The organism is Thiocapsa marina 5811 (assembly GCF_000223985.1).
Classification (GTDB): Bacteria; Pseudomonadota; Gammaproteobacteria; order Chromatiales; family Chromatiaceae; genus Thiocapsa; species Thiocapsa marina.
This window is the reverse complement of the sequence record NZ_AFWV01000006.1, coordinates 290,517-306,457: the sequence shown is the minus strand read 5'-3', so window position 1 is coordinate 306,457 and position 15,941 is coordinate 290,517. Positions and strand designations below refer to the sequence as shown.

Here is a 15,941-nt window from a genome sequence, read left to right as displayed (position 1 = left end):
ACCCGATGCGAGGGCACCCAAATGGTACTCAAACCCAAGGCGACCGACTTCACCCCCACTGAAATCGCACACATAACGGTGATTTTCTTCGATCTATAGGGCTATAAGCAATACTTTGGCATCGTCGGACTTTCTGGAGCGCCACCGGGTCGGTGAGAACGCGTTCACGCGCGATCGTAAGCTGCCGCTGCCGCAACTGGTGAGGTTTTTGCTGAACTTACGCAAAGGTGCCAACCAGGACGAATTGGACCGCTTCTTCGAGGTCGTCTGCGAGCAACCGCTGGCCGACAGTGTCTCCAAGTCGGCGCTGACCCAAGCCCGCGCCAAGCTGCGTCCCGAGGCGTTCAGCGAACTCAGTGAGGTGTTGGTGAACGAGGCGATGCGCACGCTGCCGATGCGCCGCTGGCACGGTTTTCGGCTGTTGGCGGTGGACGGGTCGACGTTTCTGCTGCCCAAGGAGCCGGCGATCGTGGAGGCGTTCGGGCAAACCGGGGAGGTGACACCGCAGGCGCGTTTCTCGCGGCTGTACGACGTGCTCAATCGCCTGGTCGTGGCGGCGGACATCGAGCCGTTGAGCCTCGGCGAGCGCATTTTGGCCGGCGAGTATCTGCCGGCGACACGGGTTGATGATCTGCTGCTCTACGATCGCGGCTATCCGGCGTTCTGGCTGTTTGCCTCCCATGCCGTCGAGCAACGCCACTTCTGTGTCCGTGTGCCGCGCGCCTTCTGCACCGAGGTGCAGGCGTTTGCCGCCGGTGACGCGCACAGCGCCGTGATTGAGCTGACGCCTTGCGATGAAGCGCGTCGCCAATGCCAAGCCTTTGGCTTGCCGACCGAGGCGCTGCGGCTGCGCCTGATTCGGGTGCGCCTGAAGGGCGGGGAGGAGGAGTTCCTGATCACCTCGCTGCTCGACGAGGAGGCATTCCCCACGCCGCTGTTCAAGCACTTGTACCATCTGCGCTGGGGCATTGAGGAGGGGTACAAAACGGAAAAATCCCGGGTCGAGGTGGAAAACTTCTCCGGGCGCACGGTGCACGCGCTCAAGCAGGACGTCCTCGCCAAGATCTTGACGCTCAACCTGACGGCGATCCTGGTGTGGGTGGCGCAATGGATGACCACGCGCCTGTATCAGGAGCGCCGACGCGGCTATCAGGTCAACTTCGCCAACGCACTGTCGAAAATGAAGGACAACGTCGTGCGCCTGCTCTCTGCGGAGCCACCGCCCGACCTCCTTGAACGGCTCCTCTGCGCCATGGCCCTGGAGGTGGAGGCGATCCGGCCCGATCGGTCGTTCCCGCGTCACATCAAGTCCACGACGCCAAAACGCTTCCATCCCAACTACAAGCGCTGCCGCTAGGGCTTAACTTAATGGCATTGGGGGGGCAAACACCATGTTCGGGAACGTGACGAAGTAGGAACCTTCAATGCAGGGCGTCGGCTACTTGATCGATCCACTCGTCGAGTTGGCTTTATTATCGGTTAATAGCCAAAACGAATGCCGGCTGGACAAGTGACTCCCGCTTCCGAGATCAGTGCAACGTGAGTTCTGGACTGATTGGCTGAGCCTGGTCCGAAACGGATACTGATCACCAATTCTGGTTCTATTTTCGAGGTGATGAAAATGAAATCACTGATTGAGTAATTGCACTTACATATCTGCCCTTCGATTTAGCGGTCAGTGCGGAGAAAAAATACATATGTCTGCAAAGTTTGACAATATCCCTACCGAAAGCGATACCGTCATCTTGTTTCAGGTGGAGGGTGCTCTCGACGGCTACGATCTCATGTACCAGAAATGGGCGTGGTGTAGTTATAGGGCGGAAAGCTTTATTTTTAGTGCCGCAGATATTTCTGGTCTGAGTGATGAAGAGGTGGAGACGCTTTCCAGAACATCGCCACTTGTTAAGTCAGATTCAGAAGTGACCATCACTCGAAAAGGTTCTGACTTTGTTTTTGTGAATTTCAACTTTGAAGATTCAGATGATGATGAACCCTGGGAGGATAAAAGAACTGATGAAGAACGAAAGATTGATCGCGAGAAGACCATTCGATATATCGGTCAGAAGAACAGAGAAGAAGTAGCCAGATTCAAAAAATAAAAATTTAGTGGGGTATAACGTTTTCGACAATGGAATACATTCGGCGCGGAAGTGACCAACCAATTGTTGATCCTGGGCAGTCAGCGATCCGTTCATAGAGTCTGCCGGTCGCTTCCTAAGGCATCTACTGGTGTCGATGTCCTTGGTTCGATTTTTGATGTGGACGTTTTCTGAGTCTCCTATCAATGGGTGCGCACGTTGATCGAGCTGCACCCATTGATTTTTTGTTGGACTGTTATTTCGAGCTACAGCCAGTTACCCAGTCATCGATATCGGTGTTCAGCCAAGCGGATATACGGCCGATTTTCTTCGGGGCAGGGAACTGATTCAGTTTGATCAGGCTGTATATTTTTGTCTTGCCGAGACCTGTTATTTCCAGGACCTGCTTTAAACGTAACAGACGATGACTTGTCGGATTCTGCGTATTATTTGCCATGTGTACTCTTAAACAAGAATACGCGTTGGAACGATGCGAAATTAGAAGAGTAAGTGTAGCGAGCGAGTAAGTTTGACTTAGTAAAGTGTAAGAGTAAGAGCAGGGGAGATCGATCTTCAGCGTAGTGGTGGTGTCGCCTGTCTGGATATGAAGAGCGACGGACTCGGACCCTCCGAGCTTGGCGTTCACAATAGTCCAGGCGAACGCAGAAGGCAACCGTCGAGCGATCGCGATTCTCGGAGGAGTGTGGTCAAACGGCGGTAGGGGCCTTCTCGGGGAGGGCACCTAAGTGCTATAGGGCAGGCTGCACGCATGATCGCTTAGTGCGACAAGAGAAGCAGTACCGCTGCCACGGTCATTGTCGAGTATTGACAGGCTGCGGCGTTCGCGTGATGATCGTCTGGCTACAATAGAATCCGAGCGGCGAAGAGTCACGACGACGAGCTTTACTCATCTTCATTTATCAGAAGCCGTTTCTTCCTTACTTCACTCAAAGAAAATCATGTCATGTTTCATCATTCTACAGTTTCGACTAATAGACTTTCAAAACTCCCGATACCCGAGCCCGGTGTGACCACGGTTTATTACTTTCAATATTTCAGCGGTAAAAGAGTTGTTTTGCGTGACGGCAGTGGTCGGTTGTTTTATACCGACGTCGAGTTCCTTTACAACATGATGCTGCACTATCGTGCCCACCGTGACATGCCCGTCGTGATCGGCAACGACTCACATTTGGAACCTGAATCCGACGATGGGTTGGGTGATGACGGAATGTTTTCATATATCGTCACTGACGATTAGGCGAACACTGACAACAAACCTCGTTGGTTGGATGTGTATTTTTGACCCCCTCCGCAAGGAGGGGTCTTTTACGTGACGGTTTCCTTCGCGCTTTTTTCCCAACGGATATCACGTCGGTTGTGAGGTTTCTCGAAGGGTTTCGAGATGTCTGATATGCGAGGAGATGTGGTCTGACGACGCTCGGATCGCGTCGATCGACTTGCAGACTGGGCAGGCGAGGTCAGGGTTAGAATCGCCGGTCTCTAGCCTCGATTTCGGCGCAGGGGGATTCGGTTCTTGTGCAGCAGTGAGCGCAGAACAGACGCGGATTCTAGGCAGTTCCATGCTCGGATCTTCCGGCCCACCTTCGAGCATCCGAGGCGCGGTGCTCGAAACACTGTTTTGGACTGTCGGATGCCGGCACCTAACGCCGACAATCATGGGCGGGAACGAGAGTGTTGCGTCTTAGGGAGGGGTGAAATTTGCGGAGTCGCCACGCTAACCGTTCGCGGATGTCCTCCCGCGATCGCGAACTTCCCTGTTCAGGTGGGGGACCAATTGGGGGATCGAAAGAGATAAGCGCATTGTAAGGCGCTGTAAATAATGAAGAAAATCAATTTTATTGGTGGAGCCGAGGTCTACCGAACTCGTCGCGCATGGCTATGTTTTGAATAGGTTTTTTATGATCCGTTTTCTCGTATACCCCCATATCTACCCCGCTTTGAGTGTCTGGTACCCGGTGAAGGTAGCTTATTTCGGGGTCCGGGCGGAAGGATACGCACAGTCTGCGGACCCTCGCTTGAACCGAGGGGAAACCGACGCGCAGTCGGCTTTGGGGTCACGTCGCGCGACCCTTGCGGGTTCTACGGGCTTCTCCGCGAACCTGGGGCGATCATCCGTCTGGGGCGCCACACGGAGCGGCAAATCCCCCTTCGGCAGTTGAATCGCGAGGGGGTTTACCGACGGTCAGCTCCCCGGAGCAGTGCGACCTCCCGTCTGGGATGATGGGGTCGCCCTCGGGCGTCCAGACCGGCCCGCCACGCCCTCGGCACGCCTTTTCTGTGGGTTGGTGCGGTCGCCCTCGGCGGCGGCTCCACGGGGCTGCTACAGCGTCTCGCGCCATCCTCGGGCCAGCCGGGCCAGATTCGAGACATCGGGCGCCTTGCCGTGTGCCGCCTGGATCGCCTCGCAGACATCCCGCGACGATGCGCCCGCGTCCAGCATCCCGATTGCCATTTGCTTGACGGCTGGCGGATAGCCTCGCTTCGTTACAGTGACGCCATGCAGCCCGACGGTGGCCTGATCCGTTTGGCTCGTTACTGTGACGCGCTTCGGCTGTGGCTCCGTCACGGTAACGGGCGGCGGCTCGGGAATCGTCACTGTAACCTCTGGCGCCTCGGGGGTCGTCACAGTAACGGATCGAGCACGCAAGCGGCGCACCAGTTCGGCGGCGATGCTCTCGATGGCCACGGACTGTTTGAGCCGGAAGGCTTGGGGAATCGCCTCGAAGAGTGTGCTGTCGGCGGCCTTGCCGATTTCGCTGTCATCGAGCCCATAGGCCAGCTCGCTCGCACGCCTGCGAAGAGCCGCTTGGCGTTGGGCGCTCGTCGTCTTCGGGGTCGTCGAGTCGGTCATGTTCGCGTCACTGTAACAATCTAGGTGGTCCCATTCTGTCACTGTAACGCCGAAAAACAAGGGGCATCAGGTGAGATTCGCCGGCTTCTCCCCGGAAGCGGGGGCGACCGCCTTGCGGTTTGGGGTCGGCAGCGAACACAGTGCGCGTCCGGCAGGGCGCGACAGACGGATCGCTGGCCGGTATCATCGTCTCGCTTGCGCCTATCCATAACAGCGGTCGGGCCTGGTTCTTGGGACTCGGGTCGTGGTCTAGGTAGGCGAAGCGGATTTAGATGGATGCTTTCAAGTCTTTCCTGTGTCAATTTTCTGTGGATTGGATCTTCAATCCTTCGCTGATTGTTTTCCGGGCGGCGTGAGGGTCATATATGAACGAAATTTATGCGAGGGCGTTGTGGCTGTTGGGGGGTGCATCTTTGCTTCTGCTGTGCTCGGGCTGTACGACGCTCGGCGCCACGAAAGATCCGAGCGGATTTTCTAAAGCTGAGATGGATACTTACAGAGCCAAGAATCTATCCGACAGCGATGCATTCACCTGTCTTGTCGAAGGGATTGATGCAGAACTCTGCGCGAAAACAAAGGATACGGGCTTTGGCCCATACGAGGGGGCTGTATTGCTCGGGGGCGGTTTCAGCCTAACGGAGGAATCTGGAAACGACAGCGCGCGAGAGTGGATAAGAAACGGGTTTACGTTCGATCAGGCTGTCTCCTGGCGAAAAGGCGGGTTTTCACTTGCGGATGCAAGTCAGTGGAGAGAGAAGGGTTTTACCCCGGAGAGTGCGTCTGAGGCGCAAGCAAGCGAGAGAGCGCGACAGTGGGAAAGGGATAACCCGGAGCTGGTGCGGCAGGCTGAGCGCCAGATGCAGCGCTACCTCAGCACGCCGAACATTTACGGCTGCCCCGGAAACATGATCCCGACCGGCACCGGCTGCGGGTATAACGTTGGGTACTGATGCTGGTCAATTCTGGATCTTTGGCTATAGAACTCAGCGTCGGGGCGCTATTTGACGCGCCCGGCTATCGGTGGAATGATCGAGCCACATTAAGCGAGGTGACGATATGGCCACTGAAGACTTGAACGAAGTCGTATTTCCCGAGATCGCGTGTCTTCTCGATCTTCTTTCCGAGCATCCAGCCGTTGCAGCAGACGGGACGCTGTACGGCGCGGTAGCGGTGATCAAGCGTATGTTGTGCGCGGCTTGGGAGGCATCGGAACACCTCTCCGAGATCGCGCAGCAACCCTCCTGACGCTCGGATAGGGATATCCGATCGCTGGTAGGGTGTGTATCCCGACGAAAGTGGCCGCCCGGTCCGAAGCAAAATGGCCGCTGGTTCTGATTTTTCCGGAACCTGCCGAAGACGCGCGATCTTTCGTTCTTGTTGCCGACCCGAAGCGTATTCGTGTTCTCCTTGGTGGTAATCTCCATGATTCGCCGTAGGCCGGCCCCGGCTAGGCGCTTAATCGGAGCACGCTATAAGGCGCGGATGACCAGCACCGACGGGAACCTGACGGTCGATTTCCCGGATGACGACAAGCTCTATCTCGGCAGCGTGGTCGCGTTGCGGACCTTGCTCGAGGGATACGTGCATCGGGTGATGGCGGCCTACGACGAGTACCTGCATGGGCGCGAGGGCGCGGATGTGGTGCTGCCCAAGATCGAGGCGCTGGCGCGCGAGTACGGCGACATTATCATGGGGCGCAATCGGCATTACCGCATCGCCCCGTGGCAGGAGCGGCATCGTCTCGGGGCGCGGTTGCGCTACTGGTACCCCGAGGAGATCGGCCGGGACGACGATCCGGGCGAGGGGTACTTTCGTTCGCTGGCCGCGCAGTGCATCGCCGCCGCCCAGGAGATGGCCGGCGGGTCGATGACCGACGAGGAGGCCGGCGCCGAGCTCGGTGAGATCCTGCAGGACAACGCCGAGCGCATGGTGGGGCTGGCCTGATGAACAACGCGAGTCGTCTTCCGATCTTCATCCGTAATGGCGCTCTACCCCTTCACGCCCGCCCTTTGGTAGGCATTCATCGATGTGCCCAACCTGACTTTGAGCTTCATCGCTGCAAACTGCGCAGGAAAGGGCGCTTTTTCCGGGAATAGCAGAGCGCCATTTGTGGGTGACAGGGTTAAGTGTACGCCTCGTGGATACTTAGGTCTTGAGTCCGCAGCGATCTGGATGCTTTGCCCGCGTAGGGCAACTTGAGTGGATTAAGGGCGTCGACCGCCTCCGGAGCCGACGTCGGGTCGCGCGATTCACCGGCACTTCCGCGTCACGGTTCCTCCGAACTCGAACTCCTCGCACGTAAATTGCTGGCCGCCGAACGTACCGGTGGTGGTCGTCGTGCCGCCGAAGGTTGTCGTTTCCGCACGAAGCCTTTGCCCGTCGATCGTACCGGTCGTGGTCGTCGTGCCGCCGAACTCTGTCGATTCTGTCCGTGCGCCTTGACCGATTCCGGGAGCACCCGGAAACCATGGTTCGGAAGCAATGGCGGGGCCGAAAATCAGTCCGAGGGTCATTGCGAGCGGGAGGTGGTTCATGGTGTGCTCTGCCATTGGGGTGTTGTCAAAAACCGAGATCGTCGCCGTCGTGCCCCCATGCCTCGCTGCGGGACGGTGACGATGCGGCGACCTTGCGCTGTCGGTCTTGCTGACATTACAGCATGGGCCGGCAATGTCAGCGCACCAGGGTGACTCGGGCAGTCGAAAGAGGCGAAGATCACCGGGCCTTACGCGGGGCGGGCGGTTGTCACGGTTGTCACGGTTGTCGGTTGTCGGTTGTCGAGCAATATGCCCAATCCTTCGATCGTTTGCGGTTCCCGAGCACCGAATCGATCGGATACGCTGCTGCCGTCGGGGCGCCGGGTGTCGGTGGTTGCGGGCAATGCTACCTCGCCGATGACGGCAGTGCGAGGCGCTCGAGCAGACGATCCAAGCCTGGACGAAAGGCGTAGAGGGCGTGTCGTTTATGGCGACACTGGAGGCGGCGCTCGACGAGGCCGTCGATGTCCACATGGGAAGCCTGGAGGCATACCTTGACGGAACAGGAAGCGATGGTGCGGGCGAAGGAGATCCTGGCTCAAGTGAAGGCGAACCGCGCGGATTTACTCTCGCGGGCGCGGGAGCGGCGCAGCCAGCAGGGCCAGGCGAAGGCGAGCCAGCCGGAACCGAGCAGAAACCAGAGCCAGAACCCGCCGAAGGTCGACTCCTCCGACTGAAACCGTCGCCTGTAGATCTCGCCGTTCTTGGTCGTCGGCGGCGGCGTGTTCGCGTCTCGCATCGAGAAGGATTTGGGTCTTCGGTGGTCATGCTGATGCCTCCATCGCCGGGGTGAGATTGAACAGCGCATCGAGCGCGACGGCATCCGGGTAGACGGCTTTCATCTCGGCTCGGGTCGCGTGCGGGGTGACGGTGTGATCTTTCCATGATCCATCGGCGTGTTGGATCAGCCAGCGCCAAGATGGGCGATCGGGCTCGCTGATTCTTTTGAACATGCCGGGCGAGGCACCTAAAGAACCTAAAGAACCCTCGTAGCCTGGGTTGTTTTGGTTTATTAGGTGCCCCCCTGGGGTGTTGCCAGATTTTTCAGGCGATCGAGGTAGGTACCCATCAGCGCCCCCCGAACACTGCGGGGTTGATCCGATATGCCTCGGACGGGCGCCCGCCGGCAGGGCCGGGCTTGGTCGAGACATGCAGCAGATAGCCCAAGTCGCACAAGATCCGCAGGGCGTCACGCGTCGCCTGGACGCCCGCCACCCCCGCCCATCCTTTCAGGTAGATGTCGGACGCCTTGAATCCGTCGCTTACTGCACGGGCCTTGATCTTCGCCAGCAGGGCGATTGCCCCGTCCACGTCGGCGCCGGTCCCTGCTCCGTAGATCCGTCGTGCGTGCGACTCTAGGTACCCCGCCCACGCCAGCGCACGCAGCATCGACGCCTCGCTCACGGCTTCCTCGTCGTCCGCCAGCGCACAAACCAAGGCGACCGCGGGCACCAGCTTTCGATACTTCGCGAGGTGCGACTCCAGCGCCGGGTGCATCGACCCATCCCGCAGGCGAGGCTCCAAAGAGGTTGCACGCCAGTGGTCGAATAGCTCTTGCGCGGCTTCCGACAGGCGGTAGACCCACGGGACATCTCGCCCGGTGTCGGGGTCGGTGTCCGGCTTGATCCCATCGAGCTTCTCGAAGACCTTGAAGGCGCTGGCCTTGGCGTCGGTGTTGGGCCAGCGGTCCACGTTCTTCCAGTCGCGCGACGGGTCGGGCCAGACCATCAAACTGAATCGCTGCAACAGCCCGTCGTCGCCCGCACCCTCGGTGACGGCCTCACGGATGAATGACTTCAGCTTGCCCGGCTGGATGCCTCCGAGCATCGACACGCAGACGGCTTCGATGTGCAGGTTCTTGCCTCGCATGATCCGGTCGAAGGTGTAGCCTTGGTTGCCGTCGTACCCCTGTAGATAGAAGGCGCGCGAGCCCTCCTGACCCTCTTTGTCGAGCCCGCGCAACAGCCCATAAAGTTCGTCGCGGTAGGCCAGGACGCCCCACGGGTTGTCGATGAGGATCTCCCCCAGTGCCTCGACCGTCGTGTCTGTCACCTTGTATCGCCGCAGCGCGGGCGGGTCGCCCTCATCCCCTCCCATCGAACGCAGCGCGGCCTCAGCCTCAAGGATCTTGCCGCCCTTGACCAGTTTCTGAGCCTGGTCCTTGGCGGCCTTGGCCTGCATCTCACGGATGATCTCCGCGCCTTCATGCTGCGAGACTTGATCCTTGAACGCGTCACGGGCCGCGGTCTGTAGCCGATCCAGCGGATTGAGCGCGACCGATAGCGCCGGGCTTTTCATAATCCCCGGGCGCCCGACCACTGCGCCCCACAGGTTCGGCACAACCTCCCAATCATCGAACCGTTTGGGCCTGACGACACACTTGCGCCCGACTACGGACGACAGGGCCACCATTGCCCCCACTGCGGGGAAGTCCGGCGGGCATTGCATCCGCTCCGCGGCGTCGGCGATCCAGCCTCGCAGCGACTCGGGCAATAGCGCCATGTCGAACGGATCGACCGGGTAGAGCGTCGCAGGAATCGGCTGGATCTTCGGCCATTCCTCCGGCTCCGCTGGTGGGGCGACGGGCTCGTTTGCCGGCTCCACGCCAGCCAGCCGCTCCAGCTCATCGGGGTCGAACTTGTAGACGGGTGCGGTGCTCATCGCGCTCCCTCCCATGCCTTCAGTCGCTCGCGGGCAACCTCGACGCGGGCCTGATCCTCGACACCGAGCACGCGACCGGATCGGATCTCGGTAGCGGCGATACGTAGCACGGCGCGCTCGACCTCCAGCGGATCAAGGTCGGCCATACGGCGGCGAAGTGCCTTGTTCGGGCGTTGTGCGAAGCGCGCGGCGTCCAGTCGGTCTTCGTAAAGGTCGCTCCACGTCAGCCCGAGCGCGGCCAACACGTCCTCGGACTCGCAGCCTGTGAAGCAATGCAGCAGCACACGCTCGCCGGTGTCGCGCACGGACAATGACGGCGATCGGTCTTCATGCGCGGGGCAGCGGGCGGACCATTTGCCATCCCCGGCAGCGCGGACGCCCTCAAGTCTGTTCAGAAGGGCGTGAACGCGGGTACCGGACGGCGGGGCCTGGAAAGCGATGTGCGCCCGGACCTCGGGCGGTAGGCGGTTTAAGTCGGTGGTCATGTTGGTGGTCTCCAATGATCTCGGAAACCGACCGGGCTGCGGGCATGGCGACAGACGACAGGCGCAAGTTGGTGCGCTATCATCTTCTCGCCGGTGCTCGCGACTGTGCCTAGTCGGAGCTTTGCGCGAGACGCCTTGCAGGGCTCTCGCGACGGTTTGAACAATACTCTGCCGATGCTGCTTCTTCAACGCCCGCCCGGATGCCCCCCGGTTGGGCGTTTCTCGTTTCGGGCCAGCGTTTTTCGGTCTTGGCGCGGCGGGCGGCTCGGCGGTCTCGGGTGCGTCGGCTCATTTCGGCACCCCTCAAGCCGCGGCCCGGCCGCACTTCTCGATGAATGCGCGGATGTCCTCGACCCGCCATGCGGTAGCGCGGGGGCCGATCTTGACTGGCTCCGGATAGGTGCCGTTGGCGCAGCCTTTCCACCAAGTGCTTTTCTTGACAGGGACCAAGGGCGGGACGGGCGGGTTGGCGTCGGGGTCGCCGATGATCTGCTTAAGGCGGAGAAAGCCGGTTTCTGGCAATGCGGACGGTGCGTGCACGTGGTGTTACCTCTCGCGATGCGATGGCCGAAGATGGCCGACGCAGCGAAGTGAAACACCACGGGTCGATGTAGTCAGGGGAGATAAATCGCGGGGTTAGTTCCCCCTTTGCGGGGGTGGTGCTAGCGGGCGAGGCGAGCGACCTCCGCCCTCATGTGCTCGTCGAGCTTCAGCACAAGCCGCAAAACTTCGTCGGGTATCGGGAAAATGTCGTCGGGTATCTGCACTCGCCTGTATTTCTTCCAAGCCTTGTCGATCGTGCCGCCGTCCTCGCCGGACTTTCCGGCAGCGCGCCCGACGATCTCCTTGGCGGCGTCCAGTGTTGCAACCCCGTGCTCGGCGATCAGCGTCTCGACCCATCGGGCATAGTTCCATTGCAGAAAGGCTAGATTCCCTTTCGGCTTGCCTTCGCGTTTCCAACCGAAAGCCTGATCCGGGGATTGCCCCTCCGCGATCCGCGCCATGATGCCCGCCAGCCACGCAGTCGCGGGGTCGGTGCCCTTGATCCTGGTCAGGCTCTCCACGCACTCGCCGGCCATGACGCGGAGCGCCTCGCGGTTGCCGGCCTCCGCCTCTTGGATCAGGTGCCAGTCGATCGCGGTGAATGGCTCGCTCAAGCCGCGCCCGGGGGCACGTTCGCGCCGATGCGCAGCTTGTCGAGATAGTCGCTCCACTCCTGCATCATCGCGCGCCGTTCGTCCAGGTAGCTCGTGCGGTTGTAGGCTCGGCCGTTCGCGTCCCGCACTGCATGGGCAAGCTGGTGCTCGATCAGGTCTGGCCGGTACTTGAGTCCTTCGTCGAGCAGTGTTCTAGCCGTTGCGCGCAAGCCGTGCCCGGTCGCGGTCTCTTTCGGTATGCCCATCCTCCGCATCGCCGACAGGATGGCGTTGTCGGACATCGGCCGTCGCGGGGTGCGTGCGCTCGGGAAGACATATTCACCATTCCCCGTGGCCGGCTCGATCTCCCGAAGGATCTCGACGGCTTGACGGCTGAGGGGGACGATCAAGTCCGTGTCGGTCTTGCTTACCGTGAACCGCCATTCGGCCGCGTCAAGGTCGAAGTCTGCCCATCGTGCCGCCCGCAGCTCTCCCGGCCGAACGAAGACAAGCGGAGCGAGCCGCAGCGCACACTTAACAGTCAGCGTGCCCTCATATCCCCACAATGCCCTCAGCAGCGCGCCGACTTCCACTGGGTCTGTCACTGCCGTGAAGTGCCCGTCCTGTGCTGTCGGGAGTGCCCCGCGCAGATCACGGGTAACATCCGAGTCTGCTCGGCTGGTGGAGATTGCGAACCTGAACACTTGGCCGATGTCGCTCAACGCCCGGTGCGCGGTCTCCAGTGCCCCGCGTTCTGCGATGCGTCGGACGGTCGCGAGGATCTCGGGGGCTTTCAGGTCTGCGATCGGGGAGCCGCCAATCCAGGGGAAGATGTCACGCTCCATGCGCCTTAAGACGCGCGTGCTGTGGCTCGGTGCCCACGTCGATTCGTTCTTCGCGAACCACTCCCGAGCGATCACCTCGAACGAATTGGTCGCGCGCTCGATCCGCGCTGCTTTCTGCGCCTTGCGTGCTGCACCCGGATCAACCCCGGCAGCGAGCAGCTTTCGGGCATCGTCGCGTCTCTCTCTGGCCTCCTTCAGTCCCACGTCGGGGTAGCCACCCAAGGCGAGCAGCTTTTCCTTGCCGTCGATGCGGTACCGGAACCGCCACAGCTTGCCCCCTTCGGGCGCGACCATGAGGAATAGGCCGCGCTCGTCGTAGAGCTTGAACATCTTGCCGGCCGGCTTGGCGTTGCGGACCTTGGCGTCTGTCAGGGGCATTTGGGGGTATATCCTTTCCGTGTTTCCGATGTACCCCGGAAATCTACCCCCACGGTACCCCGGATGTTAGTGGACTAAACCGCGTCCTGTCCTGGTACAATCTACCCCTAAATGGACAATCTCACAAGCGTAAGGGCATAAAAAAACCCGCCTTTTCGGGGCGGGTCTCTTGTCTCATAGTGTCCATGTCGGGACACTGCAAGTCGGTCTTTGGTGGAGCCGAGGGGGATCGAACCCCTGACCTCCGCATTGCGAACGCGGCGCTCTCCCAGCTGAGCTACGGCCCCATTGTCTGATTGTTTCGGCGACGATTCGCCCCGACTCTGTTCCGGGAGAAGGGCCGCCGACGGCGCATTGTGCACCGTGCCGGCGTCTTGAAACAAGCCCTGCAACCCTTCCCGACGATCCTACCGGAGTGCGCATGCTGGATTCCCTGCCGTTGCTCTTCCCCTCCGACTTTCCCGCGATCGACCGGCGTCGCCTGCAGACCCTGCAGATCAACCTCGGTTATCGCTGTAACCAGAGCTGCCGTCACTGCCATGTCGACGCGGGACCCAAGCGCTCCGAGTCGATGAGCGAGGAGACGGTCGAGGCGGTGCTCGCGTTCTTGGACCGGCACCCCGTGCGCACGCTCGACATCACGGGCGGTGCACCGGAGATGCACCCGGAGTTTCGTCGTCTGGTGCGCGAGGGTCGGCGCCGGGGCGCGGAGGTCATCGACCGCTGCAATCTGACGATCCTCTCGGAGCCCGGCCATGAGGATCTCGGGGCCTTCTTGGCGGATCAAGGCGTTCGGATTATTGCGTCCCTGCCCTGTTATCTGGAGGAGAACGTCGATACCCAGCGCGGCAACGGCGTTTTCGCGGCCAGCATTGCCGGTCTTCGCCAACTCAACCGCCTGGGCTACGGGGTGGACGGCAGCGCTCTCGAGCTGGACCTGGTGTTTAACCCGCAGGGTCCGACCTTGCCGCCTGCTCAGTGTGCCCTGGAGGCCGACTATCGGGCCGTTCTCGGCGAGCGTTACGGGATTGTATTCAGTCGCTTGCTGACGATCACGAATATGCCGGTCAAGCGCTTCGGCAGTCTGCTCCAGTCGACCGGGCAGTTTGCCGACTATATGGCCCTTCTGAAGGGCGCCTATCGTGCGGAGAATCTCGACGCCGTCATGTGTCGCGACCTGATCAGCGTGGATTGGCAGGGCTTCGTCTTCGATTGCGATTTCAATCAGATGCTCGGTCTTGGGCTCGAGCGGGACACGCGGCGCTTGCACATCTCCGAGGTCGATGTCGATGGGCTCGAGGGTCTGCGCATCCGTACCGCGCAGCATTGCTACGGCTGCACGGCCGGGCAGGGAAGCAGCTGTGGCGGGGCCTTGGCTTGAGGCGAGCGGCCCGGCTCATCCCGAGGGCAGGCCGGTGCGCTATCCGAATGCCCGTATCCTGATCTTCGCCAAGGCGCCGATCCCGGGACAGGTAAAGACCCGCCTGATCCCGGCGCTGGGGCCTACAGGCGCTGCGCAGCTTGCATGCGACCTTCTCGAGCGGCTCGTTCGGCGGCTCTCGGGTGCGCACCTCGCCCCGGTGGAGCTCTGGTGCTCGCCCGATCCCGGACATCCGCTGTTTCGAGACCTTGCCGAGTCGGAGGGTGTCGCGCTGCGAACACAGCAGGGCGAGGATCTCGGAGAGCGCTTGAGCGCGGCGGCCGAGGATGCGCTGGGTCGTGCCGACGCGGTGCTTCTCGTCGGCGCCGATGTCCCGGGGCTTGACGCCGACTATTGCGCATCGGCATTGGCGACGCTTGCCGAGTCTGACGCGGTTCTCGGCCCGGCCGAGGACGGTGGTTATGTGCTGCTCGGGCTCAAAGCCCCTGCACCGACCTTGTTCGAGGACATGCCGTGGGGAGGAGATCGCGTCGCCGCGATCACGCGGCGTCGCATGGCGTCGTTGGGGTTGCGTTGGCGCGAGCTTGCGAGCCTGTGGGATCTGGATCGGCCCGAGGATCTCCTGCGCTATCGTCGCCTCGATGCCGATCGAGGCGACGCCGAACCGACGGGCTGTCGCACCGAAGCCTAAGCGGCGCGTTGCAGGACCAGCTCCAAGACGGCCTTGCTGCCGAAGTAGGCGAGAATCAGCACGACGAATCCCCCGAGTGTCCAGCCGATCGCGGTCCGGCCGCGCCAGCCCTTGCGGAACCGTCCGATGAGCAGTCCGCCGAACATCAGCCACGCCAGGATCGAGAGCACCGTCTTGTGCACGAGGTGCTGCGCGAGCATGTTCTCGAGGAAGGCGAAACCGCTCAGCAGCGCCAGGGTCAGGAGTACGAAGCCCGCCGTGATCATCTCGAAGAGCAGGCTTTCCATCGTCTGAAGGGGCGGCAGGGTGCGCACGAAACCGCCCGGATGACGGCTGCGCAGATGGCTGTCCTGCACGGCCAGCAGGATCGCCTGCACCGCGGCGAGTGTGAGAAGACTGTAGGCGAGCATCGAGAGCAGGACATGGATCTTCAGGGGCCAATCCGCACTCGGACGCATGAAGCCGACATCGACGAACGATGCCTCCAAGATCAGGCTCAGGGCCGCGGCGGGCAGGAGCAGCAGGCCGAGATTCTCCACCGGTTTGGTCAGGCTCGACACCAGCAGCAGCGTGATGATGGTCCAGGTCGTGAGCGCCAGTGCGTTGTAGAACCCGAGATTGAGCCCGGCATGGCTGAAGATGCTGTCCCAGAGAAGCCAGCTGTGGAGCATGAGACCGACGAAGATCAGCCCGAGCACCAGCGGGCGCTGCGGCGTCCATCCGTCGGTCTTGCGGAACAAACGCATGCCGATCAAGGCGGCGGCAGCCGAGTAGCAGAGGATGGCGACGATGGCGATGAGGGTATGGGTCATAGATGGAAACCGATGGGCCTAAACCGCGCCCGGCGCGGTCTGCGATGTTTGTGGATGGGATCGGCCCC

Annotated in this window: 19 protein-coding genes and 1 tRNA gene; 8 read left to right on the top strand and 12 right to left on the bottom strand. The window is 61.1% G+C overall.

The features are described from left to right. Positions 1–115: 115 nt before the first annotated feature. Both THIMADRAFT_RS10855 and THIMADRAFT_RS10850 read left to right on the top strand, forming a co-directional pair. On the top strand, positions 116–1,357 hold the full coding sequence (locus tag THIMADRAFT_RS10855) for an IS4 family transposase (protein WP_007193077.1): 1,242 nt from the start codon (positions 116–118) through the stop codon (positions 1,355–1,357). A 340-nt stretch (positions 1,358–1,697) separates the two neighbouring features. Next, entirely contained in the window at positions 1,698–2,099 is a 402-nt protein-coding gene (locus tag THIMADRAFT_RS10850; RefSeq protein WP_050799551.1) for a hypothetical protein, read from the top strand. A gap of 235 nt (positions 2,100–2,334) precedes the next feature. On the opposite strand, the gene THIMADRAFT_RS28575 is transcribed toward THIMADRAFT_RS10850, so the two are convergent. Next, complete coding sequence (locus THIMADRAFT_RS28575; protein WP_007193076.1) at positions 2,335–2,535, bottom strand: helix-turn-helix transcriptional regulator; 201 nt, start codon at positions 2,533–2,535, stop codon at positions 2,335–2,337. 570 nt (positions 2,536–3,105) lie between these two features. On the opposite strand from THIMADRAFT_RS28575, the gene THIMADRAFT_RS10845 reads away from it, so the two are divergent. Next, positions 3,106–3,336 (top strand): hypothetical protein, encoded by a 231-nt coding sequence (locus THIMADRAFT_RS10845; RefSeq protein ID WP_007193075.1) that lies wholly within the window; start codon positions 3,106–3,108, stop codon positions 3,334–3,336. Positions 3,337–4,419: 1,083 nt separating this feature from the next. On the opposite strand, the gene THIMADRAFT_RS10840 is transcribed toward THIMADRAFT_RS10845, so the two are convergent. Next, positions 4,420–4,950, bottom strand: coding sequence for a hypothetical protein (locus THIMADRAFT_RS10840; RefSeq protein WP_007193073.1), 531 nt, complete (start codon positions 4,948–4,950; stop codon positions 4,420–4,422). A gap of 365 nt (positions 4,951–5,315) precedes the next feature. Between THIMADRAFT_RS10840 and THIMADRAFT_RS10835 the strand changes: the two genes are divergently transcribed. From THIMADRAFT_RS10835 to THIMADRAFT_RS10825, 3 genes are all read left to right on the top strand, one after another. Further along, entirely contained in the window at positions 5,316–5,900 is a 585-nt protein-coding gene (locus THIMADRAFT_RS10835) for a hypothetical protein (protein ID WP_007193072.1), read from the top strand. 106 nt (positions 5,901–6,006) lie between these two features. Next, positions 6,007–6,195 (top strand): hypothetical protein, encoded by a 189-nt coding sequence (locus tag THIMADRAFT_RS10830; RefSeq protein ID WP_007193071.1) that lies wholly within the window; start codon positions 6,007–6,009, stop codon positions 6,193–6,195. Between the two features lie 237 nt (positions 6,196–6,432). Beyond that, positions 6,433–6,894, top strand: a complete 462-nt coding sequence (locus tag THIMADRAFT_RS10825) for a hypothetical protein (protein WP_007193070.1) — start codon at positions 6,433–6,435, stop codon at positions 6,892–6,894. 305 nt (positions 6,895–7,199) lie between these two features. Here the strand turns inward: THIMADRAFT_RS10825 and THIMADRAFT_RS10820 are convergent, their stop codons facing one another. From THIMADRAFT_RS10820 to THIMADRAFT_RS10780, 9 genes are all read right to left on the bottom strand, one after another. Continuing rightward, complete coding sequence (locus THIMADRAFT_RS10820) at positions 7,200–7,484, bottom strand: hypothetical protein (RefSeq protein ID WP_139052792.1); 285 nt, start codon at positions 7,482–7,484, stop codon at positions 7,200–7,202. 538 nt (positions 7,485–8,022) lie between these two features. After that, positions 8,023–8,223: a hypothetical protein gene (locus tag THIMADRAFT_RS27095; protein ID WP_040730902.1), complete on the bottom strand. Its 201-nt coding sequence runs from the start codon at positions 8,221–8,223 to the stop codon at positions 8,023–8,025. A 25-nt stretch (positions 8,224–8,248) separates the two neighbouring features. Beyond that, positions 8,249–8,437, bottom strand: a complete 189-nt coding sequence (locus THIMADRAFT_RS10810) for a hypothetical protein (protein ID WP_007193068.1) — start codon at positions 8,435–8,437, stop codon at positions 8,249–8,251. Positions 8,438–8,552: 115 nt separating this feature from the next. Beyond that, the gene (locus tag THIMADRAFT_RS10805) at positions 8,553–10,145 is read right to left on the bottom strand and encodes a YfjI family protein (protein ID WP_007193067.1); all 1,593 of its coding nucleotides are present in this window, start codon (positions 10,143–10,145) and stop codon (positions 8,553–8,555) included. Next, positions 10,142–10,630: a hypothetical protein gene (locus THIMADRAFT_RS26625; protein WP_007193066.1), complete on the bottom strand. Its 489-nt coding sequence runs from the start codon at positions 10,628–10,630 to the stop codon at positions 10,142–10,144. Before THIMADRAFT_RS26625 ends, THIMADRAFT_RS10805 begins: the two co-directional genes overlap by 4 nt. Before the next feature lie 303 nt (positions 10,631–10,933). Then, a complete protein-coding gene (locus tag THIMADRAFT_RS10795) occupies positions 10,934–11,170 on the bottom strand; it encodes a helix-turn-helix transcriptional regulator (protein WP_007193065.1) in 237 nt (78 codons plus the stop codon). A 122-nt stretch (positions 11,171–11,292) separates the two neighbouring features. Beyond that, positions 11,293–11,787, bottom strand: coding sequence for a hypothetical protein (locus tag THIMADRAFT_RS10790; protein WP_007193064.1), 495 nt, complete (start codon positions 11,785–11,787; stop codon positions 11,293–11,295). After that, the gene (locus tag THIMADRAFT_RS10785; protein WP_007193063.1) at positions 11,784–12,989 is read right to left on the bottom strand and encodes a tyrosine-type recombinase/integrase; all 1,206 of its coding nucleotides are present in this window, start codon (positions 12,987–12,989) and stop codon (positions 11,784–11,786) included. The genes THIMADRAFT_RS10790 and THIMADRAFT_RS10785 overlap by 4 nt, the downstream gene beginning before the upstream one ends. Before the next feature lie 211 nt (positions 12,990–13,200). Then, positions 13,201–13,276, bottom strand: a tRNA-Ala gene (locus THIMADRAFT_RS10780). A 134-nt stretch (positions 13,277–13,410) separates the two neighbouring features. Between THIMADRAFT_RS10780 and arsS the strand changes: the two genes are divergently transcribed. Both arsS and THIMADRAFT_RS10770 read left to right on the top strand, forming a co-directional pair. After that, positions 13,411–14,370 carry an arsenosugar biosynthesis radical SAM (seleno)protein ArsS gene (gene arsS, locus THIMADRAFT_RS10775; RefSeq protein WP_007193062.1) on the top strand — a complete coding sequence of 320 codons (960 nt, stop codon included), beginning with the start codon at positions 13,411–13,413 and terminating at the stop codon, positions 14,368–14,370. Positions 14,371–14,404: 34 nt separating this feature from the next. Continuing rightward, entirely contained in the window at positions 14,405–15,061 is a 657-nt protein-coding gene (locus tag THIMADRAFT_RS10770; protein WP_007193061.1) for a TIGR04282 family arsenosugar biosynthesis glycosyltransferase, read from the top strand. On the opposite strand, the gene THIMADRAFT_RS10765 is transcribed toward THIMADRAFT_RS10770, so the two are convergent. Beyond that, positions 15,058–15,873, bottom strand: coding sequence for a cytochrome C assembly family protein (locus THIMADRAFT_RS10765; RefSeq protein WP_007193060.1), 816 nt, complete (start codon positions 15,871–15,873; stop codon positions 15,058–15,060). The genes THIMADRAFT_RS10770 and THIMADRAFT_RS10765 overlap by 4 nt on opposite strands. Between the last annotated feature and the right edge of the window lie 68 nt (positions 15,874–15,941).